Source organism: Streptomyces sp. NPDC048142 (genome assembly GCF_043202835.1).
GTDB lineage: Bacteria > Actinomycetota > Actinomycetes > Streptomycetales > Streptomycetaceae > Streptomyces.
The window spans coordinates 1-23,545 of sequence record NZ_JBIDBC010000016.1; the positions used below are offsets into that span (position 1 = coordinate 1).

Annotated in this window: 18 protein-coding genes and 2 pseudogenes; 14 read left to right on the forward strand and 6 right to left on the reverse strand. The window is 70.9% G+C overall.

Annotation, left to right across the window (positions count from 1 at the left end):
* Positions 1 to 91: 91 nt before the first annotated feature.
* The gene (locus tag ACGF2Y_RS20700; protein WP_392949398.1) at positions 92 to 1,918 is read right to left on the reverse strand and encodes an acyl-CoA dehydrogenase; all 1,827 of its coding nucleotides are present in this window, start codon (positions 1,916 to 1,918) and stop codon (positions 92 to 94) included.
* Positions 1,919 to 2,085: 167 nt separating this feature from the next.
* Here ACGF2Y_RS20700 and ACGF2Y_RS20705 point away from each other — a divergent pair, with 167 nt between their 5' ends.
* From ACGF2Y_RS20705 to ACGF2Y_RS20715, 3 genes are all read left to right on the forward strand, one after another.
* Positions 2,086 to 2,553 (forward strand): SseB family protein, encoded by a 468-nt coding sequence (locus tag ACGF2Y_RS20705; RefSeq protein WP_006125898.1) that lies wholly within the window; start codon positions 2,086 to 2,088, stop codon positions 2,551 to 2,553.
* A 212-nt stretch (positions 2,554 to 2,765) separates the two neighbouring features.
* A complete protein-coding gene (locus ACGF2Y_RS20710; RefSeq protein WP_392949401.1) occupies positions 2,766 to 3,722 on the forward strand; it encodes a pirin family protein in 957 nt (318 codons plus the stop codon).
* Between the two features lie 185 nt (positions 3,723 to 3,907).
* Positions 3,908 to 5,056, forward strand: coding sequence for an AI-2E family transporter (locus ACGF2Y_RS20715; protein WP_392949404.1), 1,149 nt, complete (start codon positions 3,908 to 3,910; stop codon positions 5,054 to 5,056).
* 37 nt (positions 5,057 to 5,093) lie between these two features.
* Here ACGF2Y_RS20715 and ACGF2Y_RS20720 read toward each other — a convergent pair whose 3' ends face one another.
* Positions 5,094 to 7,286: a SpoIIE family protein phosphatase gene (locus ACGF2Y_RS20720; protein WP_392949406.1), complete on the reverse strand. Its 2,193-nt coding sequence runs from the start codon at positions 7,284 to 7,286 to the stop codon at positions 5,094 to 5,096.
* Between the two features lie 334 nt (positions 7,287 to 7,620).
* On the opposite strand from ACGF2Y_RS20720, the gene aspS reads away from it, so the two are divergent.
* The 3 genes from aspS to ACGF2Y_RS20735 all read left to right on the forward strand — a co-directional run bounded on the left by aspS (position 7,621) and on the right by ACGF2Y_RS20735 (position 11,137).
* Complete coding sequence (aspS, locus tag ACGF2Y_RS20725; protein WP_392949408.1) at positions 7,621 to 9,417, forward strand: aspartate--tRNA ligase; 1,797 nt, start codon at positions 7,621 to 7,623, stop codon at positions 9,415 to 9,417.
* Between the two features lie 256 nt (positions 9,418 to 9,673).
* Positions 9,674 to 10,465 carry a L,D-transpeptidase family protein gene (locus tag ACGF2Y_RS20730; protein WP_392949411.1) on the forward strand — a complete coding sequence of 264 codons (792 nt, stop codon included), beginning with the start codon at positions 9,674 to 9,676 and terminating at the stop codon, positions 10,463 to 10,465.
* A gap of 153 nt (positions 10,466 to 10,618) precedes the next feature.
* Entirely contained in the window at positions 10,619 to 11,137 is a 519-nt protein-coding gene (locus ACGF2Y_RS20735; protein ID WP_392949683.1) for a Uma2 family endonuclease, read from the forward strand.
* 82 nt (positions 11,138 to 11,219) lie between these two features.
* Here the strand turns inward: ACGF2Y_RS20735 and metG are convergent, their stop codons facing one another.
* Complete coding sequence (gene metG / locus ACGF2Y_RS20740) at positions 11,220 to 12,833, reverse strand: methionine--tRNA ligase (protein ID WP_392949414.1); 1,614 nt, start codon at positions 12,831 to 12,833, stop codon at positions 11,220 to 11,222.
* A 10-nt stretch (positions 12,834 to 12,843) separates the two neighbouring features.
* On the opposite strand from metG, the pseudogene ACGF2Y_RS20745 reads away from it, so the two are divergent.
* A pseudogene (locus ACGF2Y_RS20745) lies at positions 12,844 to 13,455 on the forward strand (ATP-binding protein); the annotation flags it as partial.
* Here the strand turns inward: ACGF2Y_RS20745 and ACGF2Y_RS20750 are convergent.
* On the reverse strand, positions 13,389 to 14,891 hold the full coding sequence (locus ACGF2Y_RS20750) for a VWA domain-containing protein (RefSeq protein WP_392949417.1): 1,503 nt from the start codon (positions 14,889 to 14,891) through the stop codon (positions 13,389 to 13,391). The pseudogene ACGF2Y_RS20745 and the gene ACGF2Y_RS20750 sit on opposite strands and share 67 nt — an antisense overlap.
* A gap of 314 nt (positions 14,892 to 15,205) precedes the next feature.
* Between ACGF2Y_RS20750 and ACGF2Y_RS20755 the strand changes: the two genes are divergently transcribed.
* Positions 15,206 to 17,281 (forward strand): PhoX family protein, encoded by a 2,076-nt coding sequence (locus ACGF2Y_RS20755; RefSeq protein ID WP_392949420.1) that lies wholly within the window; start codon positions 15,206 to 15,208, stop codon positions 17,279 to 17,281.
* A 65-nt stretch (positions 17,282 to 17,346) separates the two neighbouring features.
* Positions 17,347 to 17,748 (forward strand): RNA-binding S4 domain-containing protein, encoded by a 402-nt coding sequence (locus ACGF2Y_RS20760; protein WP_392949423.1) that lies wholly within the window; start codon positions 17,347 to 17,349, stop codon positions 17,746 to 17,748.
* Positions 17,749 to 17,843: 95 nt separating this feature from the next.
* Here ACGF2Y_RS20760 and ACGF2Y_RS20765 read toward each other — a convergent pair.
* Both ACGF2Y_RS20765 and ACGF2Y_RS20770 read right to left on the reverse strand, forming a co-directional pair.
* Positions 17,844 to 17,918: pseudogene (locus ACGF2Y_RS20765) on the reverse strand (DUF2630 domain-containing protein); the annotation flags it as partial.
* Positions 17,919 to 17,942: 24 nt separating this feature from the next.
* Positions 17,943 to 18,836, reverse strand: a complete 894-nt coding sequence (locus tag ACGF2Y_RS20770; protein ID WP_392949426.1) for a hypothetical protein — start codon at positions 18,834 to 18,836, stop codon at positions 17,943 to 17,945.
* 130 nt (positions 18,837 to 18,966) lie between these two features.
* On the opposite strand from ACGF2Y_RS20770, the gene ACGF2Y_RS20775 reads away from it, so the two are divergent.
* From ACGF2Y_RS20775 to ACGF2Y_RS20795, 5 genes are all read left to right on the forward strand, one after another.
* The gene (locus tag ACGF2Y_RS20775) at positions 18,967 to 19,374 is read left to right on the forward strand and encodes a hypothetical protein (RefSeq protein ID WP_392949429.1); all 408 of its coding nucleotides are present in this window, start codon (positions 18,967 to 18,969) and stop codon (positions 19,372 to 19,374) included.
* A gap of 172 nt (positions 19,375 to 19,546) precedes the next feature.
* Positions 19,547 to 20,203: an NADPH-dependent FMN reductase gene (locus ACGF2Y_RS20780; RefSeq protein ID WP_392949432.1), complete on the forward strand. Its 657-nt coding sequence runs from the start codon at positions 19,547 to 19,549 to the stop codon at positions 20,201 to 20,203.
* Between the two features lie 57 nt (positions 20,204 to 20,260).
* The gene (locus ACGF2Y_RS20785; RefSeq protein WP_392949435.1) at positions 20,261 to 21,232 is read left to right on the forward strand and encodes an ATP-binding cassette domain-containing protein; all 972 of its coding nucleotides are present in this window, start codon (positions 20,261 to 20,263) and stop codon (positions 21,230 to 21,232) included.
* Positions 21,229 to 22,086 (forward strand): ABC transporter permease, encoded by an 858-nt coding sequence (locus ACGF2Y_RS20790; RefSeq protein WP_392949438.1) that lies wholly within the window; start codon positions 21,229 to 21,231, stop codon positions 22,084 to 22,086. The genes ACGF2Y_RS20785 and ACGF2Y_RS20790 overlap by 4 nt, the downstream gene beginning before the upstream one ends.
* A 140-nt stretch (positions 22,087 to 22,226) precedes the next feature.
* Positions 22,227 to 23,519, forward strand: a complete 1,293-nt coding sequence (locus tag ACGF2Y_RS20795) for a MerR family DNA-binding transcriptional regulator (RefSeq protein ID WP_392949441.1) — start codon at positions 22,227 to 22,229, stop codon at positions 23,517 to 23,519.
* The last annotated feature ends 26 nt before the right edge of the window (positions 23,520 to 23,545 follow it).

Here is a 23,545-nt window from a genome sequence, read left to right on the forward strand (position 1 = left end):
CAACTGTCTCCGCGTCATGCACACCGGACTACACGATCCACCCCCGAAGCGAGGGCGAATCCCGCAGATTGATCACGACTCGATACAGGCCCTAGAACGCGGCCTCGTCCAGCTCCATCAGGGAGTTGTCGATCGACTCGGCGAGCGCGCGCTCGGTGGAGACGCCCGGCAGGACGTTCGCGGCGAAGAACTTCGCGGCGGCGATCTTGCCCTGGTAGAAGGCGACGTCCTTGGCGGCGGCGGTCGGCAGCTTCTCGGCCGCCACGGCCGCGCCCTTGAGCAGCAGGTAGCCGACGACGACATCGCCGGAGGCCATCAGCAGGCGGGTCGTGTTGAGGCCCACCTTGTAGATGTTCTTGACGTCCTCGCCGGTCGCGGTGAGGTCGGTGATCATCGTGCCGACGATCGCCTCCAGGTCCACGGCGGCCTTGGCGAGCGAGTCCAGCGCGGGGGCCAGCTCCTCGTTGCCCTGGTTGCCCGCGAGGAACTTCTTGATCTCCTCGGAGAGCGTGTTGAGCGAGGCGCCCTGGTCGCGGACGATCTTCCGGAAGAAGAAGTCCTGGCCCTGGATCGCCGTGGTGCCCTCGTAGAGGGTGTCGATCTTGGCGTCCCGGATGTACTGCTCGACCGGGTACTCCTGGAGGTAGCCGGAGCCGCCGAAGGTCTGGAGCGACTGCGCGAGCTGCTCGTAGGACTTCTCGGAGCCGTAGCCCTTCACGATCGGCAGCAGCAGGTCGTTGAGGCCGTTCAGCGCCTTGGCGTCCTCGCCCGCGGCCTCCTGCTCCTGGATCGCGTCCTGGACGGAGGCGGTGTACAGCACGAGGGAGCGCATGCCCTCGGCGTACGCCTTCTGCGTCATGAGCGAGCGGCGCACGTCGGGGTGGTGCGTGATGGTGACCTTGGGCGCGGTCTTGTCCATGAAGTTCGCCAGGTCCGGACCCTGGACGCGCTCCTTGGCGTACTCCAGCGCGTTCAGGTAGCCCGCGGAGAGGGCGGCGATGGCCTTCGTGCCGACCATCATGCGGGCGAACTCGATGATGCGGAACATCTGGCGGATGCCGTCGTGCTTGTCGCCGATCAGCCAGCCCTTGGCGGGGTGCTGGTCGCCGAACGTCATCTCGCAGGTGTTGGAGGCCTTGAGGCCCATCTTGTGCTCGACGTTCGTCGCGTAAGCGCCGTTGCGCTCGCCCAGCTCGCCGGTGGTCCAGTCGAAGTGGAACTTCGGGACCATGAAGAGCGAGAGGCCCTTGGTGCCGGGTCCGGCGCCCTCGGGGCGGGCCAGCACGTAGTGGAGGATGTTCTCGGACATGTCGTGCTCGCCCGAGGTGATGAAGCGCTTCACACCCTCGATGTGCCAGGAGCCGTCCTCCTGCTGAACGGCCTTCGTCCGGCCGGCGCCGACGTCCGAGCCGGCGTCCGGCTCGGTCAGCACCATCGTCGAGCCCCACTGCTTCTCGACGGCGATCTCCGCGATCTTCTTCTGCTCGTCGTTGCCCTCCTCGAAGAGGATGCCGGCGAACGCCGGGCCGGAGGAATACATCCACACGGCCGGGTTCGAGCCGAGCAGCAGCTCCGCGTAGCCCCAGATCAGGGAGCGGGGGGAGGTGGTGCCGCCGATCTCCTCGGGGAGGCCCAGACGCCAGTACTCGGAGTCCATGAAGGCCTGGTACGACTTCTTGAAGCTCGCCGGGACCGGGGCGGTCTTGGTCTCCGGGTCGAAGACCGGCGGGTTGCGGTCGGCGTCGGCGTAGGAGTCGGCGAGCTCGTTCTCCGCGAGGCGGGCGATCTCGTCCAGGATGCTCTTCGCGGTGTCGACGTCCATCTCGGCGAACGGACCGGTGCCGTACACCTTGTCGCGCCCGAGGACCTCGAAGAGGTTGAACTCGATGTCGCGGAGATTCGACTTGTAGTGCCCCATGGGAAGGCTCCGTAATCAATAGCAGTGGCGCACAGCGCCCCGGGGAGTGATGCGGGTCGGGCGACAGGCAGGCGTAGGTCTATCAGCTGACCTCTACGATGATGCTACCCGTCAGTAATAAGGCGCAACCCCTCAAGCCGTAGATGTGTCCGATTACTCTTTGCAGCATGTACGGCTACGACCAGAACCCTGGTGCTCAGCAGCAGATGGGTCAGATGGGCCAGATGGGTCAGATGGGCGGCGGCTACGGGGAGCAGCCGCTGTATCCCGAACCGTCGCCGCCCTCCCTGGCCGACGCGGTCCGGGCCTTCACCACCGGCTCCCTCTCCGCCGAGGACTTCCAGCAGATCTTCGCCACGTCGAAGGTCTACTGCCCGCGCGGCGACAATCCCGGTTTCCTGGCGCTGCACAACACACAGCAGCCGGTGATCCCGATGTTCACCACGCTCAAGGAGCTGCGGCGGTACGCGGGCAAGGAGTCCAAGTACTTCGTGATCACCGGGGCCGAGGTGATCGACCTGCTGCCGACGGGCTACGGCTTCGTCCTGGACATGGAGGGTGATCACCGGATGGTCTTCGACGCCAAGGCCGTCGAGCAGATGGTCGACTTCGCCATGCGCCGTATGTACGGGTAGGCGCGCGGGCGGGAGCGGCGTCCTAGTGCGCCGCTGACCTGCGGTTTCGTCGTTCGGTCGAGGGGTCCGTGCCAGGAGTGGCGCGGACCCTTTTCGCGGTCGGGATCACGGGCGGGCCCACCGGGGTGGCCGCCCGGGAATGCGTGACACCTTGCAGGATGTTCACCATTCAACTAATTTGATTCCAGAACACTCGCCCGGAGGTGGCTTCCATGCCCGCAGTGACTGTCGACAACCCGCTGACCCTGCCCAAGGTGACCGCTTCGGGTGACGCCGCGGCCCGTCCCGTGCTCGCCGTCACGACCGCGCCGAGCGGATTCGAGGGCGAGGGCTTTCCGGTCCGCCGTGCGTTCGCGGGGATCGACTACCGGCACCTCGACCCGTTCATCATGATGGACCAGATGGGTGAGGTGGAGTACGCGGCCGGCGAGCCGAAGGGCACCCCCTGGCATCCGCACCGCGGCTTCGAGACCGTCACGTACCTGATCGACGGGACCTTCATCCACCAGGACTCCAACGGTGGCGGCGGCACCATCGAGAACGGTGACACCCAGTGGATGACCGCCGGCTCCGGCCTCCTGCACATCGAGGCTCCGCCGGAGTCGCTCGTCATGTCCGGCGGGCTCTTCCACGGCCTCCAGCTCTGGGTGAACCTGCCCAGGACCGACAAGATGATGGCCCCGCGCTACCAGGACATCCGCGGCGGCGAGGTCCAGCTCCTCGCCTCCCCCGACGGCGGCGCGCTGCTCCGGGTCATCGCCGGTGAGCTCGACGGTCACCAGGGCCCCGGTATCACCCACACGCCGATCACGATGATCCACGCCACCGTCCGGCCGGGCGCCGAGGTGACCCTGCCGTGGCGCGAGGACTTCAACGGCCTCGCCTACGTCCTGGCCGGCCGCGGCACGGTCGGCGCGGAGCGCCGCCCCGTCGCGATGGGCCGGACCGCGGTGTTCGGAGCCGGCGGCTCGCTGACCGTCCGCGCGGACGAGCGGCAGGACGGCAACACCCCGGACCTGGAGGTCGTCCTCCTCGGCGGCCGCCCGATCCGGGAGCCGATGGCGCACTACGGTCCGTTCGTGATGAACAGTCAGGCCGAGCTGAGGCAGGCTTTCGAGGACTTCCAGGCCGGCCGTCTGGGCACGGTGCCCGCCGTCCACGGCATGTGACGCCTCCCGCCGTTCGGGCCGGCTGACGGCCCGGAAGGGCCCCGGGCCTCGCGGCGGGGCGGCCCCGTGCTCCGCGGTGTGCGGCGTGCGGGGCCCGGCCCGTACCGCCTCCGCGAGGTGACGCTCCGTCACCCGTACGGGGCGGCGGACAGGACAGCCGCCGTGCCCCGTGATCGGGTGGGAGGGTGCCCGCACCCAAGCCCCTCCTTCCCGAGAGCGCCCGCCGCGCGGCCGCCTGGTGCGGTGTCGTCCTGCTCGTCGTGGGCGTCGCCGCGGTCGCGATCTGGCTGGTCGTCGTCCTCAAGACCGCGGTCACCCCGGTGCTGCTCGCCCTGCTCGGCACCGCGCTGCTCGGGCCCGTTCACCGGTGGCTGATCGCCCGCAGGCTCAACCGGTCGCTGGCCGCGGGTCTGACCTGCGCGGCGCTCGTCGCGGTGGTCGGCGGCGCCGGGTACATCGTGGTCACCGCCCTCGTCGACTCCGGCTCCCAGATCGTCTCCTCGCTGAAGGACACCGGTCAGTGGGTCGTCGACCATCTGGACATCGCCGGGGCCACGGACATCGACGACCTGGCCGACAACGCGAAGAACCTGGTCGAGAAGTTCGGGGCGAGCGCGGCGGGCGGTCTGCTCAGCGGCATCAGCCTGGTCGGTTCGCTGGTGGCGACCAGTGTGCTGGCCCTGCTGCTGACCTTCTTCTTCCTGCGCGACTCGGACCGGGCGGTGAACCTGGCCCACTCGGTGGCCCCGCGCGGCACCGGGGACCTGGTGGAGGCCATGGGGCGCCGGGCGTTCGAGGCCGTCGAAGGCTTTATGCGCGGCACCACGTTCATCGCTCTGATCGACGCCGTGTGCATCACGCTGGGCCTGCTGATCCTGGACGTTCCCGGGGCGGTGGGGCTCGGCGCGCTGGTGTTCGTCGGCGCGTACATCCCGTACCTCGGGGCGTTCCTCTCCGGCGCGGTGGCGGTGCTGGTCGCGCTGGCCGACCGGGGGTTCGTGATCGCGCTCTGGGCCCTGGGGGTGGTGCTCGCGGTCCAGGTGCTGGAGGGGCATGTGCTCCAGCCGATGATCCAGAGCCGTACGGTCCAGATGCACCCCGCGATGATCATGATCGCGCTGACGGCGGGGGCGAGCGTGGCGGGCCTGCTCGGCATGCTGCTGGCCGTGCCCCTGTGCGCGGCGGCCTTCGGCGTCCTGGGCGAGCTGCGAAAGGGGTACGGGGCAAGCGGGTACGGGTCACCTTCGGGGCCGCCGGGCGGAGAGCCTTCCGGACCGCCGGGCGGAGCGCCGGGCGACGAATCCCGCCCGTCCGGCGGCCCCGTCACTCCGTAGGGTCACTCCGTAGGCCTCCGGGATCAGGCCTCTGGGATCAGGCCTCCACCGGCTCCGCCGATTCCTCCAGCTCCTCCAGCTCCTCCGGTTTCCCCGGTTTCCCCGGTTTCCCCGAGCTTCCCGGCCCCTCCGGCTCGGACGACTCGTGCAGCTCGAACCAGATCGACTTTCCCTCCCCGCGCGGATCCACCCCCCACGCGTCCGCCAGCATCTCCATCAGCAGCAGACCCCGCCCGCTGGACGCCATCTCGCCCGGCCGCCGTTTGTGCGGCAGTTCGTCACTGGCGTCGGCGACCTCGACGCGCAGCCGCCGCTGCCCCTGCTCCCCGGAGACCTCCGCCACCATCAGCGCGTCCCCGTCCGTGTGGACGAGCACGTTGGTGGCCATCTCGGAGACCATCAGGACCGCCGAGTCGACCTGCTCGGGATCGCTCCAGTCGTGCAGCAGCTCGCGCACGAGCTGCCGGCCGACCGCGATCCGCTCGGGTTCGGCCTGCGCGATGGTCAGGACGCTGCGGCGCGGCGGCGTCTTCCGGGCGGTGGTGCTCCCGCGCCGCAGGACCAGGACCGCGATGTCGTCCTCCCGCCGGTCCGCGAGCGGCCCCGTCGTGTAGTGCGAGGCGGGACCGTGCACGGCCTGGACCAGAGCGTCGGCCAGTTCTTCCAGGTCCCCGGCAGGCTCCTCCAGGACGGGGCGCAGCCGGGTCCAGCCGGTGGCCATGTCGTGCCCGCCGGTCTCGATGAGGCCGTCCGTGCACAGCATGATCGTTTCGCCGGGTTCGAGGACCACCCGGGTGGTGGGGTAGTCGGAGTCCGTCTCGATTCCCAGCGGCAGCCCGCCCGCCGTCTGCCGGATCACCGCGGTCCCGTCGGCGCTGATCACCACCGGGTCGGGGTGGCCCGCGCGGGCGATGTCCAGGGTCCCGGTCTCCGGGTCCACCTCCGCGTACAGGCAGGTCGCGAAGCGCGGCGCCGCCGGTTCCGCGTCGCCCTCGACGCTCTCGTACGCGTCGGTGAGCCCGGACAGGAAGCGCGAGGCCCGGGAGAGCACCGCGTCCGGGCGGTGCCCCTCGGAGGCGTAGGCGCGCAGGGCGATGCGGAGCTGGCCCATCAGCCCGGCGGCCCGGACGTCGTGGCCCTGGACGTCGCCGATGACCAGGGCGATGCGGCCGTTGGGCAGCGGGATCATGTCGTACCAGTCGCCGCCGACCTGGAGCCCGCCGCCGGTCGGAACGTACCGCGCGGCCACCGTCATGCCGGGGATGTCCGGGCCCAGGGTCGGCATCATCGAGCGCTGGAGCCCGAGCGACAGCTCGCGTTCCGTCTCGGCCACCCCGGCGCGGGCAAGGGCCTGGGCGAGCATCCGGGCGACCGTCGAGAGCACCGCGCGCTCGTCCGGGGAGAACCCCACCGGATGCCGGAACCCGGCCATCCAGGCGCCCATCGTGCGGCCGGAGGACACCAGCGGCAGGAAGGCCCAGGACTGCCGTCCGAAGCGCCGGGCGAGCGGCCAGGTGGCCGGGTAGCGGCGGCGGTATTCCTCGGGGGAGGGGAGGTAGATCGCGCGGCCGGTGCGGACGACCTCGGCGGCCGGGTAGTCGGTTTCCAGGGGCATGTCGGTGAAGGGCTCCTCGTCCCCCGCGTTGTGGCCGTGGTGCCCGATGATCGTCAGCCGCTCCCCGGCGGAGCCGAAGACCGCGAGGCCGTCCGGGGAGAAGCCGGGCATGGACAGCGATCCGGCGACCCGCAGCACCTCCGCGGTGGACCGGGCCTCGGCCAGCGCGCGCCCGGCGTCCAGCAGGAACGCCTCCCGGGACCGGCGCCAGTCCCCGGTGATCGGCGTGTGGGCGGCGTCGGTGGAGCCGGGCTGCGGCTCGGCGACTTCCTGGAGCGTGCCGATGAGCACGTAGTTCCCGGTGTCCTGGCCCGGCGGGACGACCGGCTTGGAGCGGCTGCGCACCGTACGGAGGACCTGCCCGCGCTCGTCCACGATCCGCAGCCGCGCCTCGGCGAGGGTGCCCTCGGTGACCGCGAGGTTCACCACCCCGTAGATCTCGTTCCAGTCGACCGGGTGGAAACGGGAGCGCACCGCGGCCTCCCGGTAGCTGCCGGGCTCGGGCGGCAGGCCGAGCAGCCGGGCCGCCTCCGCGTCGAGCGTGACCGTGCCGGCTGCGTTGTCCCAGCGCCACAGGCCCGTCGCGATCGCGGCCAGGACTTCCTCGGTGCGCATTGCCCCACTTTAGGAAGATGTACTCCTTGGACGCCACCGAGGGGCCGCCACCTGCCCGGGTGCCCGGCGAGTGCGGCCGCGTAAAGGGAAATGAAGGCTCCCGGCCCCGGACGGTAGCCTGGGGGAGGCTCCAATCCACCCCCAGGGGGTGCCCGGCGGATCATGACCGGGGTCACGACGTCTGGCACGGCACCTCGCGGCGTTGCCGAAACGCCCGAATCGCTCCGCGATGAGGACGCTCCGGCGCCTTGCGATGCACCGCACCGGACGCCGCGCCCTGCCCGGCCCTGATCCACGGGATACCCCCCAAACCGCGAAGACTGGATGAACGACGATGCATCGGTACAGGTCCCACACCTGCGGCGAGCTCCGCGCCTCTGACGTCGGCACCGACGTCCGGCTGAGCGGCTGGCTGCACAATCGCCGAGACCTGGGTGGCATCCTCTTCATCGATCTGCGCGACCACTACGGTCTGGTGCAGCTCGTCGCCCGCCCCGGCACCCCCGGCAACGAGGCCCTGGCGAAGCTCACCAAGGAGACCGTCGTCCGGATCGACGGCAAGGTCTCCGCCCGCGGAGCCGACAACGTCAACCCGGAGCTGCCGACCGGCGAGATCGAGATCGAGGTCACCGAGGTCGAGGTGCTCGGCGAGGCCGGCCCGCTGCCCTTCACGATCAACACCGAGGACGGCGTCAACGAGGAGCGTCGCCTGGAGTACCGCTTCCTCGACCTGCGCCGCGAGCGCATGCACCGCAACATCATGCTGCGCTCGGCCGTGATCGCCTCCATCCGCTCCAAGATGGTGGCCCTCGGCTTCAACGAGATGGCGACCCCGATCCTCACCGCCACCTCCCCCGAGGGCGCTCGCGACTTCGTCGTCCCGTCCCGGCTGAACCCCGGCAAGTTCTACGCGCTGCCGCAGGCCCCGCAGCAGTTCAAGCAGCTGCTGATGATCTCGGGCTTCGACCGCTACTTCCAGATCGCACCCTGCTTCCGCGACGAGGACGCCCGCGCCGACCGCTCGCCGGGCGAGTTCTACCAGCTCGACGTCGAGATGTCCTTCGTCGAGCAGGAAGACGTCTTCCAGCCGATCGAGAAGCTGATGACCGAGCTCTTCACCGAGTTCGGCAACGGCCGCGAGGTCACCTCGCCGTTCCCGCGCATCCCGTTCCGCGAGTCGATGCTGAAGTACGGCAACGACAAGCCGGACCTGCGCGCCAAGCTGGAGCTCGTCGACATCTCGGACGTCTTCGCCGACTCCGGGTTCAAGGCGTTCGCCGGCAAGCACGTCCGCGCGCTGCCGGTCCCGGACACCGCGGGCCAGTCCCGGAAGTTCTTCGACGGCCTCGGTGACTACGCCGTCGAGCACGGCGCCAAGGGCCTGGCCTGGGTGCGCGTGGGCGAGGACGGGGCGCTGGCCGGTCCGATCGCGAAGTTCCTCACCGAGGCCGACGTCAAGACGCTCACCGAGCGCCTCTCGCTGGTCCCGGGCCATGCCGTCTTCTTCGGCGCGGGCGAGTTCGACGAGGTCTCCAAGATCATGTCGGTGGTGCGGGTCGAGGCCGCCAAGCGCGCCGGACACTTCGAGGAGGGCGTCTTCCGGTTCTGCTGGATCGTCGACTTCCCGATGTACGAGAAGGACGAGGAGACCGGCCGGATCGACTTCTCGCACAACCCCTTCTCGATGCCCCAGGGCGGCCTGGCCGACCTGGAGGAGAAGGACCCGCTGGACATCCTCGCCTGGCAGTACGACATCGTCTGCAACGGCACCGAGCTGTCCTCGGGCGCCATCCGTAACCACGAGCCCGAGCTGATGCTCAAGGCCTTCGAGATCGCCGGTTACGACCGCGAGACCGTCGAGCACGAGTTCGCGGGCATGCTCCGCGCGTTCCGCCTCGGCGCCCCGCCGCACGGCGGCATCGCCCCGGGCGTCGACCGCATCGTGATGCTGCTCGCCGACGAGCCGAACATCCGCGAGACGATCTCCTTCCCGCTCAACGGCAACGCCCAGGACCTGATGATGGGCGCGCCGACCGAGCTGGACGAGACCCGCCTGCGGGAGCTGAACATCCAGCTGCGCAAGCCGGTCGCCGCGAAGGGCGCGTCGGAGAAGCCGGCCTCGGAGAAGTAGTTTCGGAGAGGTAGCCCTCGCGGCTCCTCCCGCTCCGCGGATGTTTCACGTGAAACAGCCCCCGATCACCCGATCGGGGGCTGTTTCGTTGCACGTGACGGGGAGCCGGTGACGGCAGGGCGACGCGGTACAGCCGGATGGCCCCGGTTCGGGTTCGGCCGGGCAGGGCCCGGCAAGGACTGGCACCGAGACACCCCTCTCGCACCCCGCCTTTGCCGCGTCGCGCCGCCCGCCGCCACCCGAGGAGCCCGCCACCGTGTCCGTCCCGCGCCGCCCGCCCGCCCTGCTCGCCGCACCGCTCCTCGTCCTGGCCCTGCTGCTCACCGGCTGCGCCTCCGATGCCGCTCCCGCGAAGACTCCCGTGGGCGCCCCGGGGCAGGGCGCCGCGGGCCCGCAGTCCGACGCCGCGTCCGCGCTCGGGGCCTCACCCACCGCGGCGCCCGCCCCGCGCCCCGCCGAGATCCCGGACCTGGGACCGCGGACGCGCGCGGCGATCCCCGCCGAGGCCCGGCAGGCGTTCGTCGTGACCGGCGAGGAGACCGACTCCAACCGGTCCATCGCGGTCCTGTACAGCCGCGAGGACCCCGTGAAGGGCTGGCAGCCGGTCGCGGGTCCCTGGCCGGCGCACAACGGCATGGAGGGCTGGACCGACCACCATGTGGCGGGCGACCTGAGGTCCCCCACGGGCGTCTACCCGCTCACCGACGCGGGCGGCCGGCTCCCCGACCCGGGAGCGCTGCTGCCGTACGACGAGCACCCCCGGTTCGCGGTGGACGGCGAGGGCTTCTTCGGAGAGCCGCTGGAGGGCTCCTTCGACTACGTCGTCGCGATCAACTACAACCGCACGGAGGGCGTCAGCCCCCTGGACCGCACCCGCCCGCTCGGCCTCGAACGCGGCGGCGGCATCTGGATCCACGTCGACCACGGCGGCCCGACCCAGGGCTGCGTCTCCATCCCGGAGGAGCGCATGGAGGAGCTGCTGCGCACCCTGGACCCGGCCATGAGCCCGGTGATCGTGATGGGGGATGCGGAGACGCTGGGGCGGTGAGCAGGTGATCGGGCGTACGGGCGGGGATCGTGTCCGTAGGCTGGAGGCATTTCCCGATGACTCGGTGGCCCCGCACAGGAGGAGGCCGTTGTGAGCGTGGTCGAGCGCCGCGTCCTGACACAGGACGTCTTCGAGGATCTGGCCCGTCACGCCATGCGGGTCGAGGAGGCGCCATGGCTGGAGTTCGTGCACGGGAAACTGTGGGTCAAGGCTGTGCCGGACGGGACACGTGGGCGGATCATCGAGTGGCTGACGCGCCTGTGTGTGCGGGCGGATCCGAACCGGTGGCTCTATGCCTACCAGCGACTTCGGATCGAGAGCGGCCACGAGGGCAATGCTCGCCCCAACGCCGCGCTCGCCCCGACCGACGCCTTCGTCGGCCAGGGCGAATGGGCCGGCCCCGACGACGTCCTCATGGTCGTCGAGGTCACCTCGTACGACGAGGACACCGACCGTCGCGACCGCGTCGAGAAGCCGCGCGCGTACGCCGAGACCGGAATTCCCGTCTATCTGCTGATCGACCGGGACGCCTGCGAGGTGAAGGTCCACTCGGGGCCCGACGGCGTGCGCTACGAGCAGGTCGTGACGGTGCCGTATGGCAAGACCGTCACCCTCCCCGACCCGGTCGGGATCGAGCTGGACACCGAGCCGCTCAAGAGCTGGGTGCGCTGACCCCGCACCGGTGAGCGCCGGTACGCCAGGAGCCCGGGACCATCAGCGGTGGTCCCGGGCTCCTGACGTACGTACGAACCCGCTACGCCGGCTTCTGCTCCAGGCGTGGGAACAGCACCGCGCCCTTCGTCACCGTCGCGCCCGCGGGCAGAACACCCCAGGTGCCCGCGTCCTGGACCTTCTGGTCGGCCAGCGCGCCCAGGGACTCCTCGGCGCCCAGGGACTCCCAGAGCTGCTGCGAGGTCTCCGGCATCACGGCGTTCAGCAGGACCGCGACTCCGCGCAGCGCCTCGGCGGCCGTGTACAGGATGGTCGCGAGGCGGGCCTGGCCCTCGGGAGTGGTGTCCTTGGCCACCTTCCACGGCTCCTGCTCCGTGATGTAGCCGTTGACCTGCTTCACGAACTCGAAGACCGCCAGGATGCCGGACTGGAAGTCCAGCTCCTCACTGATCTTCTGATCGGCGGTCGCCACGGCCTTCGCGAGGCCTTCCTGTACGGCCCGCTCGGCGTCACCGGCGGCCGTCGCCTCCGGCAGCGCACCGCCGAAGTACTTGCCGACCATCGCCGCGACGCGCGAGGCGAGGTTGCCGTAGTCGTTGGCCAGCTCGGAGGTGTAGCGGGCGGTGAAGTCCTCCCAGGAGAACGATCCGTCGCTGCCGTACGCGATGGCCCGCAGGAAGTACCAGCGGTAGGCGTCCACGCCGAAGTGCGAGGTCAGGTCCTGCGGCTTGATGCCGGTCAGGTTCGACTTCGACATCTTCTCGCCGCCGACCATCAGCCAGCCGTTGGCGACGATCTTGCCGGGGAGCGGCAGGCCCTGGGCCATCAGCATCGCGGGCCAGATCACCGAGTGGAAGCGGAGGATGTCCTTGCCGATCAGGTGCACGTTCGCCGGGAACGTACCGTCGAACTTCTCCTGGTTGGCGCCGTAGCCGACGGCCGTCGCGTAGTTGAGCAGCGCGTCGATCCAGACGTAGATGACGTGCTGGTCGTCCCACGGCACCGGGACGCCCCAGTCGAAGGTCGAGCGCGAGATCGACAGGTCCTGGAGGCCCTGCTCGACGAAGTTCACGACCTCGTTGCGCGCCGACTCGGGCTGGATGAAGCCGGGGTTCGCCGCGTAGAACTCCAGCAGCTTCGGGCCGTACTCGCTCAGCTTGAAGAAGTAGTTCTCCTCCTTGAGGAGCTCCACCGGCTTCTTGTGGACCGGGCAGAGCTTCTGACCGGCGAACTCGCCCTCGCCGTCGATCAGATCGCCGGGGAGCTTGTACTCCTCGCAGCCCACGCAGTACGGGCCCTCGTACCCGCCCTTGTAGATCTCACCCTTGTCGTACAGGTCCTGCACGAACTCCTGCACACGGTCGGTGTGCCGCTTCTCCGTCGTCCGGATGAAGTCGTCGTTGGCGATGTTGAGGTGCTCCCAGAGGGGCTTCCACGCCTCCTCGACGAGCTTGTCGCACCAAGCCTGCGGAGTGACGTCGTTCGCCTCGGCCGTGCGCATGATCTTCTGACCGTGCTCGTCCGTGCCGGTGAGGTACCACACCTTCTCGCCGCGCTGGCGGTGCCAGCGCGTGAGCACGTCGCCTGCGACGGTCGTGTAGGCGTGGCCCAGGTGAGGAGCGTCGTTGACGTAGTAAATGGGGGTCGAGACGTAGTACGCCGTCGCCCCCTGCTTCTCGGATCCAGTGGCCGCCATGGTCGAAATCCTAACGGCCACAGCAAGATCCACTCACACGGCCACGGACGAGTGCGAGGCGGTCCGGCTCGATCAGGTGGTCAAGGAGGAGACGGCCCGGCATCCGGCGGTACGGGGCATGAGCGGCAGCCCGGAGGACCGGAGGGCGGGCGACGGCGCTGGTCCGGAGGACCGGATGGCGGGTGGCGGACCGGTCGTGAACGTCGCGGTGGCCGCCTGTTCCGTGCGCGGCAACCGGCTGCTGCTCGCCCAGCTGGTGGCGAACCTGCTGGCCAACGCGGTCACGTACAACGTGCCGGGCGGCTCGGTGGAGGTCTCGGTGACCGGGGAGGGCGCCCTGCTGGTGCGCAACACCGGTCCGGTGGTCTGCGCGTCCGACATCGCGGGGTTCTTCGAACCGTTCCGGCGGGGCGAGGGCCGGGACCGGATGGGCCCGGGGTCGGGCCTCGGTCTGTCGATCGTCCGGTCGATCGGGGTGGCCCGCGGCGGAACGGTCACGGCGGTACCGGGCCCGGAGGGCGGCGGTCTCGCCGTGACCGTACGGCTGCCGGTCGGTCAGGCCTCGGAACCGGCCGCGCGCGCGGCGGTCCAGGCCGGCAGCCCGGCGAGGATCTCCCGGTAGAGCTCGGCGTCCGTGATCTCGCGGGGCACCGGGCCGGCGTGGAAGAAGCCGGTGTTCGGGGCGTCGAGCTTCCGCAGGAAGTCGAAGCCCTTCGCGTCCTGCTCGCCGAAGGCGACGAACTGGAAGAACAGCGGCAGCCGCGCCGCCTCGGCCAGGGCCTGGCGGGCGGCCTGCTTGACGTCCGGCGGGCCGTCCGTCTGGAAGATCACGAGGGCCGGACCGGTGGCCTCCGTCTTCTCGTAGTGCGCGACGACCTCCTCGACCGCGCGGTGGTAGTGCGTCCGGCCCAGCCGGCCGAGGCCCGCGTGCAGCTCGTCGACGCGGCCCTCGTGGCCGGAGAGCTCGATGGACCCGGTGCCGTCGATGTCGGTCGAGAAGAAGACGACCGGCACGGTGGCGTCCTCGTCCAGGTGTGCGGCGAGCGCGAGCGTCCGGTCGCCCAGGTGCTGGGCGCTGCCGTCCTTGTAGAACGGCCGCATCGAGCCGGAGCGGTCGAGCACCAGGTAGACGCGGGCGCGGAGCCCGGTCAGTCCGTGCGCCTTGAGCGCTGTCTGTGCCGCCTTGTACGGGGCGACGAGCTGCGGAGCGCGCGACTTGACCCGCGCGAGCGTGGTGGCGGGCTTGCCGGGGGCGGTCTCCGACGCGGCCGGGGCGGGCTCCGGCGCGGCGGGGGCGGGCTCCGATGTGGCGGGGGCGGGCTCCGATGTGGCGGGGGCCGCCGGGGTCTCTTCTGCGACGGCCGGTGTCTCTGTGGCTGCCGGTGCCGCTGAAGTGTCGGAGGCCTCGGGGGCCTTGGAGGTGGCCTTGGACGACTCGGGGGCGGCCTCCGGGACCTCTGCCACTGCCGGTGCGGCCTTCGCTGCCGGTTCCGGTGCGGTTTCCGGCACCGGGGTCTCGTCGAGGTCGATCGTGATCGGCTCCGGGGCCGATGCGGGCTTCTCCGCCTTGACGGGCTCCTCGGCCGCCACCGGCGTTTCGGCCGCCACCGGCTCCGGCTTCGGCTCCGCGGGCTTCTCCGCCTCGGCGGGCTTCTCCTCCTTCGCGGTCTCCTCCGGGGCCGACGCCTGCGCGGGTACGGTCGGAGACGGCTTGGCGCCGGCAGCCGCCTTGTCGAAGGCCTCCGCCACCAGGTCGGTGGCCGGCGAGCCGTCACGCCCGGCGGAGTCGGCGGCGGTGGACGCCTTGGACGCGGACGCCTTGGACACGGACGCCGTGGACGGTGCGTCGGCGGAGGACGGGACCGGCGACGAGGGCGAGGCCGCGGCCGGGGCCGGAATCGACGCCTTCGGCTCCGCCGCGGGCTCGGCCACCGAAGTGGTCTCCGGCTCCGGCTCCTTGGACTGAGTGCGCTCGGCCTGGGGCGGGACGGTGGCCGTGGTCGGCTCGTCCTGCTCCGTTCGGCCGAACACCTTACGCAGCAAGCTCCGAATGCCCATGGGCGAGGCCTTTCGTATGAGTTGGGTGCGGGGAATGTCCGACCTGGGTGAATTCATCCCTGGCCAGGACGGATACGTAAGGTTAGCGGCCGGATCCGGCCGCTCGCCGGTACGGCCCACCCCTGTGTCAACCGAGCCGAATCCGTTCCCGGACCGAGTCCACGGGCGTGTCCGCCATCGGCCCCCGAGGGAACAGCGGTGGTCGTCAGGGGAACAGCGGTGGCCCGGACTTCACTCGCCGTTCACCGAGAGTCCCTCAGGCCGCGTTGAGACGCACCTACCGTCACGCACGACACCAGACGGAGGGAATCCACGTGCGCAATCTGCTGCCGTTCATCAGCTCGCATCCGGGTGGGCGTTCCGCGCTGACCTGCCGCTTCCGCTGCGGGGACGCCTGTTTCCAGGAGACACCCAACAACAGCGACAACGAATACGCCGGTGACATCATCGCCGGTGCCGTGTCGCGCCGCTCGATGATGCGCGCCGCCGCCGTGGTCACCGTCGCCACCGCCGCCGGGGCCGCCGCCCTGACCGGCCCGAGCGCCCCGCAGGCCGAGGCCGCCGCGCTCGCCGGGCACGGGCATGGCCACAAACCGTGGCCGCCCCACAAACCGGGCCGGTCCGGTGCACGTGGCCTGCGGTTCTCGCCGGTCGCGCCCAACAGGGACGACAAGGTCACGATCCCCGACGGGTACGCCCAGAACGTGGTGATCCGCTGGGGCGAGCCGATCCTGCGCGGCGCGCCCGCCTTCGACCCGGAGAGCCAGACGGCGAAGGCGCAGGCGGGTCAGTTCGGTTACAACAACGACTTCCTCTCCCTGCTCCCGCTGCGTGGCGAGCGCGGTCGGCAGGTGATGGTCGCGAACCATGAGTACACGGACGAGATCCTCATGTTCCGCGGCTACGATCCGGCCAACCCGACCCGCGAACAGGTGGAGATCGCCTGGGCGGCGCACGGACTCTCCGTGGTCGTCGTGCAGGAGGAATACCGCACCGGCAGGCTGAGTCCGGTCAACAGGCACCCGCTGAACCGCCGCCTGACCGCGACGAGCGAGTTCCGTATGACGGGCCCGGCCGCGGGCAGCGCCCTGCTGCGCACGTCCGCCGACCGTACCGGCCGCAAGGTGCTCGGCACCCTCAACAACTGTGCGGGCGGCACCACCCCGTGGGGCACCACGCTGCACGGTGAGGAGAACTTCAACCAGTACTTCGCCAACGGCAGTACCGACATGCACAAGCGGTACGGGATCCGCACGAGCGGCTCCGGGCGCAAGTGGGAGCGGTTCGACGATCGGTTCGACCTGGCGAAGGAGCCCAACGAGGCCAACCGCTTCGGCTGGGTCGTCGAACTCGACCCGTACGACCCGGACTCCACCCCGCGCAAGCGGACCGCGCTGGGCCGGTTCAAGCACGAGGCGGCGGAGCCCCGGCTCACCTCCGACGGCCGCCCGGTCGTCTACATGGGCGACGACGAGAAGTTCGACTACCTCTACAAGTTCGTCTCCAGCAAGCGGATGAAGAAGGGGAACTCGCGTGCCGCCCGCGAGCACAACCTGACGCTGCTGGACGAGGGCACGCTGTACGTCGCCAAGCTGACCGGCGATTCGCCGGTCACCGAGATCGACGGCACCGGAAAGCTGCCCGCGGACGGGGAGTTCGACGGCAGCGGCGTCTGGATACCGCTGGCCACCGGTACCACCTCGCACGTGCCCGGCATGACCGCCGACGAGGTGTACGTCTACACGCGGCTGGCCGGTGACAAGGTCGGCGCGACCAAGATGGACCGCCCCGAGGACGTCGAGCCCTCGCCGCGCACCGGCCGGGTCTATGTGGCGCTCACCAACAACTCGGACCGCGGCAAGGAGGGCAAGCCCGGCGCGGACGAGGCGAACCCGCGCAACGGCAACAAGCACGGGCAGGTCCTGGAGCTCGCGGAGAACTGGGACGACCCGGCGGGCGACGGCTTCGCCTGGCGGCTGTTCCTCGTGGCGGGCGACCCGGACGATCCGTCGACGTACTACGCGGGCTTCCCCAAGGAGAACGTCAGTCCCATCTCCTGCCCGGACAACGTGGCGTTCGACGCCCACGGCAACCTGTGGATCTCCACGGACGGCAACAAGCTCGGCTCGCACGACGGGCTGTTCGGCGTGGCGACCCACGGTGACCGGCGCGGCGAACTGAAGCAGTTCCTCACCGTTCCGGCCGGGGCCGAGACCTGCGGCCCGGTCATCCAGGACCGCCGCGTCCTGGTCGCGGTCCAGCACCCGGGCGAGGTCGACGGGGCCTCCGTGGAGAATCCGGCGAGCGTCTGGCCCGACGGACCGGGGAAGATCGTCCGCCCCTCCGTCGTCGCCGTCTGGCGCAGGGACGGGCGCGACATCGGCGTATGAGGTCCGGTGGGCGGGAGGCCTTATTGCCTCCCGCCTGCCGCCCGGTCCGCATTACAGTCGGACCCATGGTTTCCGGTGACGCACCGCAGGCGGCAGGAAGCGTCCGGGTCGACGTGTGGCTCTGGTCGGTCCGGCTGACGAAGACCCGTGCCCAGGCGGCCGCCGCCTGCCGGGCAGGACATGTGAAGGTCGGCGGCGAGCGGGCCAAGCCCGCACAGGCCGTACGCGTCGGCGACGAGGTGCGGCTCCGGCACGCGGGGCGGGACCGGGTGGTCGTCGTTTCGAAGATGGTGAAGAAGCGGGTCGGCCCACCGGTGGCCGTGGAGTGCTTCGTCGACAACAGTCCGCCACCGCCGCCCCGCGAGATCGCGATCCAGGTACCGGTACGGGACCGGGGCACGGGCCGTCCGACCAAGCGTGACCGCCGGGAGATGGAACGTCTTCAGGGACGCCCGCCGGAGAACTGAGAGCAACGCCCGGTGTTTCACGTGAAACACCGGGCGGAGGCCGTGGGCACGCCGCGGTGACGCCGTGCGTACGCCGCGCAGACCCCTCTGATGCCTCAGCTCTGGTATCCCTCCACCTCGTCGGCGGGGCGGACCTTCGCCGTCGAGGGGTCCTCGCCGTACTCGCTGAGCGCCCGCCTCGTCGCACGTCGGCCTCATCGGACGCCGGCCGGGGACCTGCCGCGCCGCAGGAGCACCCGCGCCGACACCGCTCCCACGAGCAGGACCGCACCGACCGCCGTCACCGCCCACACCGTGGTCCTCAGCGAGGCGGTCAGGGCGTCGAACACCGCGGCGGCGGCGTCCCGGTCGCTGCCCGGCACCTCGTCCAGTACCCGGCTGCGGGCGACCGCGACCAGCACCCGGAGCACGATCGCGCCGAGCACGAACCCGGCGCCCACGGTCGCGGTGGCCCACAACCCGGCCCGCAGCCCACGCCGTACGGTCGCGAGGCCCACCACCAGGACGAGGAGCACCAGGGTGGCGACGGCCGGCCAGATGCTGCAGTAGCGAAGCCACCGGAACGAGTTCCTGAGGTCGTCGGCCTGACCGGGGCCGAGCACGGTGATCTCCGTCCGCTCGACCGGGATCTGGTCCGCGAACGGCACCCCGTCGCGGACCAGATCCTGTTTGGCCTGGTCGATCACCGGGGCCAGGTCGATCGTCACGGGCTGTCCGCTGTCGCCGTCCAGGGCGGCCGCCACCGCCTTGTGGGCGGCCCGGTTCGCGGTGTCCCAGGCGTTCTGGAAGGCCTCGGTGGTGGTGAAGGACCGCACGGTCCCGTGCAGGAACTCCCGGACCGTGTCCTGGAGCGGGCCGAGATCGATCTGCCGCATCGCCTCTTCGGTGACCAGGTCCGCGACGGTGTTCTGCACCGCCGGGTCGGAGGCGAGCGGGGACACGGCGGCGACGTACCGGTCGGTGTCGTCGATCTCCAGGTCGACCCAGGCGGAGAGCGCGCTGAACGGCACGAGGACGGTGAGCAGGACGAGAAGGACCGCCGAGAAGGCCGCTGAGGTCGCCGGGATCGCCGGGGAAGGGGTCCGCACCTCTCCAGGAGATCCCGTGCGGAGCCGGGCCGCTCCGGGCCGTACACCATTCGAGTTGCCGGGCGGCGCGGTCGGGTGTGCTCTGGAGGAACGGGGGCGTGAGACGGGGCGACGGAAGGAGCTGTCCGCGATGGCCACACACGCAGCCACGCCCGGCCGGAGGGGCGCACGCGCACACGCGCGAACCCGCCACCACACCCCGCTCGCCTGGGCACTGCCTCTGGTGCTCGGCGTGATCTACGGGTTCTACGCGGCGTTCATCCGTCGCGACGGCGGCCCCAGCACCGGCGGGCAGGTCCTGCTCGGGCTCGTCTCCGGTGTCGCTCTGGCGGCCCTCTGCTTCGCGCTGGGCCGGATCCAGCACTCGCTGCCGCGCGAGCTGCGGGCGGCCGCGTACGGTGCGCTGACCGCGTGCGCGATCGGCTTCCTGGTGAGCCTCACCGACACCAGTGTGCTGCGGTCGACCGTCCTGGGCCTGGCAGTCGGGGCGGGCGTTCTCTGCGTCTCGTTCTACATCTTCTACACACGGGAGACCTGAAGCCCGCCCGGCGTCCCGGGCCCGGAGTCCGGGCTTCTCCGGCCGCGTACGCGGCCGCCAGATCGAATCTGGCGGCCGCGCCCCCGCGTCTGGCGCCCAAGAGGTGAGGGAGCGGAGCGGCCCGGACGGGAGGCCCGGGAGGCGGCGGAGGACGCGGGGGGAGGAGCGAGCGATGACGACGGACGGCAGCACCGGCGAGAACCGGTTCGGCGAGGACCCGGTCGGCGAGGACAGGGAATCCCGGACGGTGACTGCGCGGGGCGTCGGAAGCGGCCTTCCGCTGCGTGTCGCGGTGATCATCGGCAGCACCCGTGAAGGCCGCATCGGCGATGCGGTCGGCCGCTGGTTCATGGAGCGGGCCCAGGACCGGAGCGAGCTGGAACTCGCCGTGCTGGACCTCGCCGGCTTCGACTTCCCCGTGCACTACCCGGAGCGGGCGACCGGGCAGATGGCGGAGTTCACCGAGGAGATCGCCAGGGCCGAGGCCTTTGTCGTGGTCACCCCGGAGTACAACCGCTCGTTTCCCGCCTCCCTGAAGCAGGCCATCGACTTCGCCTACGAGGAGTGGCAGACCAAGCCGGTCGCCTTCGTGAGCTACGGACACGGCTCCGCCGGGCTGTACGCCGTGGAGCAGCTGCGCTCGGTCTTCACCGAGCTGCACACGGTGACCCTGAGAAACGGGGTCGCGCTCGACCTCCTCCGGCAGCCGCTGGAGGGCCACCCCGGCGACACCGGCCGGGACCGGTCCGTGGGCCTGATGCTCGACCAGCTCGGCTGGTGGGGCTGGGCCCTGCGCGAGGCGCGCGCCGTCCGCCCGTATGTCTCGTGAACTCCCGGCCCGGCGCGGATCGCAGACTCCCACCGACGACCCACAAGGAAATGGATCATGAGCACTGAACTGGCCATCGAGACCACGGGGCTGGTGAAGGTCTTCGGCGACAACCGTGCGGTGGACGGCATCGACCTCGCCGTCCCCACCGGCACCGTCTACGGCGTCCTCGGACCCAACGGCGCCGGCAAGACCACCGCCGTCCGCATGCTCGCGACCCTGCTGCGCCCCGACGGCGGCACGGCCAGGGTGTTCGGCAAGGACGTCGTGAAGGACGCCGACGCGGTCCGCAGCCGGGTCAGCCTGACCGGGCAGTACGCCTCGGTGGACGAGGACCTGACCGGCTCGGAGAACCTCCTCCTGCTCGGCCGGCTGCTCGGCCACTCCAAGCGGGCGGCCCGCGACCGGGCGGCCCAGCTGCTCGAAGGGTTCGGGCTGAGCGAGGCGGCGGGCAAGCAGGTGAAGAACTACTCGGGAGGCATGCGGCGGCGCATCGACATCGCCGCGTCCATCCTGAACACCCCGGACGTGCTGTTCCTGGACGAGCCGACCACCGGACTCGACCCCCGCAGCCGCAACCAGGTGTGGGACATCGTGCGGGCGGTCGTCGCCCACGGCACCACGGTCCTGCTGACCACGCAGTATCTGGACGAGGCCGACCAGCTGGCCTCCCGTATCGCGGTGATCGACCACGGCAAGGTCATCGCCGAGGGAACCAAGGGCGAGCTCAAGGCCTCCGTCGGCGCCGGCACCGTCCATCTGCGGCTGCGGGACGCCGAACAGCGGGCCGAGGCGCAGCAGGTGCTGGCGCTCGCGCTGAACGCTGAGGTCCAGCTGGAAGCGGACCCGGTGGCGCTGACCGCCCGGGTCGACGGCCAGAGCACCGATCAGGGCGCGGCGGAACAGGCCGGGCGTGCCCTGGCCGAGCTGGCCCGGTCCGGCATCACGGTCGACAACTTCTCGCTGGGACAGCCCAGCCTCGACGAGGTCTTCCTCGCACTCACGGACAAGAAGGGAGTGGCGGCATGAGCACCGCTACCGCCAAGACGGAGCTGGAGGGCGTCGCGCTCGCCGCACCGGACCAGGAACGCCTCTCGGCGCTCCTGGTGGGCCAGGAGCGCCCGCCGAGGCCCAGTGCCCTGTCGGCATCGATGACCTTCGGCTGGCGCGCCATGCTGAAGATCAAGCATGTGCCGGAACAGCTCTTCGATGTGACGGCTTTCCCGATCATGCTGGTCCTGATGTACACGTACCTCTTCGGAGGGGCACTGGCCGATTCCACGGAGGAGTACATCCAGTTCCTGCTGCCCGGCATCATGGTGATGAGCGTCGTGATGATCACGATGTACACGGGTGTCGCGGTGAACACGGACATCGCCAAGGGCGTCTTCGACCGGTTCCGCACGCTGCCGATCTGGCGGCCCGCCCCGATGGTCGGCTATCTGCTCGGTGATGTCCTGCGCTATCTGCTGGCGTCGGTGGTGATGCTCGCCGTCGGCATGCTCATCGGGTTCCGTCCGGACGGCGGTTTGCTCGGCGTGCTGGCCGGCGTCGCTCTGCTGGTCGTGTTCTCGTTCGCGTTCTCCTGGATCTGGACGATGTTCGGGCTGCTGCTGCGTTCCGAGAAGTCGGTGATGGGCGTCAGCATGATGGTGATCTTCCCGCTGACGTTCCTCAGCAATGTCTTCGTCGATCCGAAGACGATGCCGGGCTGGCTCCAGGCCTTCGTGAACAACAGTCCGGTCACCCACCTCGCCACGGCGGTACGTGAGTTGATGGCGGGCAACTGGCCGGCCGCCGACATCGCCTGGACGCTGGGCTGGTCCGGGGGGCTCCTGGTGGTCTTCGGCGTGGTGACGATGCGGCTCTACAACCGGAAGTGACGGACCGGTGACCGACGGCGGGGGTACCCGCCGCGTGCGTCGGGGACGTATCCGTCCCGGGCATCCTTGACCTTCCCCGCAGGGGAAGCCCCAGCATCGGTGGGGCCGGGCGGGAAGCGCCCGGTACGAGGAGGTACGGGGTGGAACGCGAAGGCCGCGCGGTGGGCGCCGGGGGCGGGGAGCTGGTGACGATCGGCGAGTTCGCCCGGTTGTCCCGGCTCTCCGCCAAGGCGCTCCGGCGCTACGACGAGCTGGGCCTGCTCCGGCCCGCTCGGGTCGACCCGGTGAACGGCTACCGGTACTACGACCCGGTGCAGGCGGAGGGGGCCCGGCTCGTGGCGTGGCTGCGCAGGATCGGCATGCCGCTGAGCCGGATCGGCCGGGTCGTGGCGCTCGACGCGGGTGCGGCGGCCGTGGAGATCCGGGCCTACTGGGTGCGGGTGGAGGCCGAGACGGCGGCCCGGCGCGATCTGGCGGTGTACCTCGTCGACCATCTGTCAGCGGAAGGCAGGGGAATGTCGCGGATACCGGGCAATGCGGGGAGCACGGACAGCGCGGGCAACACGGGCAGCGTGGGGAGCAGGGGAAGCGCGGGCACCACGGGAAGCCGGGGCGGCCGGGGGAGCTCGGGTTCGGGGGTGCCGGGCGGGCCCGGGGCGTCGGACGGTCCGGGGACGGCGCCGCTCGCGATCCGGTGTGCGGCGCTGACCGATACCGGGGCGGTGCGTACGGCGAACCAGGACGCGGCGTTCGCGGGGCCCCGGCTCCTGGCGGTCGCCGACGGTTTCGGGGAGGGCGGCGCCGAGGCGAGTGCTGCGGCGATCGAGGCGCTCAAGCCCCCCGTGTGGGGTGCCCGGGAGCGTGCGCTGTCCGCCGCGGATCTGCTGAACGCCCTGGAGGACAAGGCGGATTCCGCCTCGCGGGCGGTCCGGGACGCGGTCGCGCACTGTGCGGCCCCGGACGGTTCGGGGACCACGCTCACCGCGATGCTGTGGACCGGGTCGCGGCTCGGGCTCGTGCACATCGGGGACTCGCGGGCGTATCTGCTGCGGGGCGGGGAGCTGTTCCGGATCACGCACGACCACAGCCTGGTCCGGTCGATGATCGACGACGGTTCGCTGAGCCAGGAGGAGGCCGCGTCCCATCCGGAGCGCGCACTGCTGCTGAAGGCCCTGGTCGGCGGGGCGCGGTCCGCCCCGGTGGCCGTGGCGTGCCGCCCCGACGTCCGCTTGCGGGAGGTGGTGGCCGGGGACCGCTATCTGCTCTGCTCGGACGGACTGTCGGCGGTGGTGGACGAGGCGGATCTGAGGGCGGCGGTCATCGCGGCGGACGACCCGGAGGAGGCCGTACGCCGGTTGGCCGGCCTGGCCCGTGAGGCGGGCGGACCCGACAACGTGGCGTGTGCCGTCGCCGATGTCCTCGTCGAGGAGTAGCGGCGCGGGAGCGGGCGGGCCCCAGC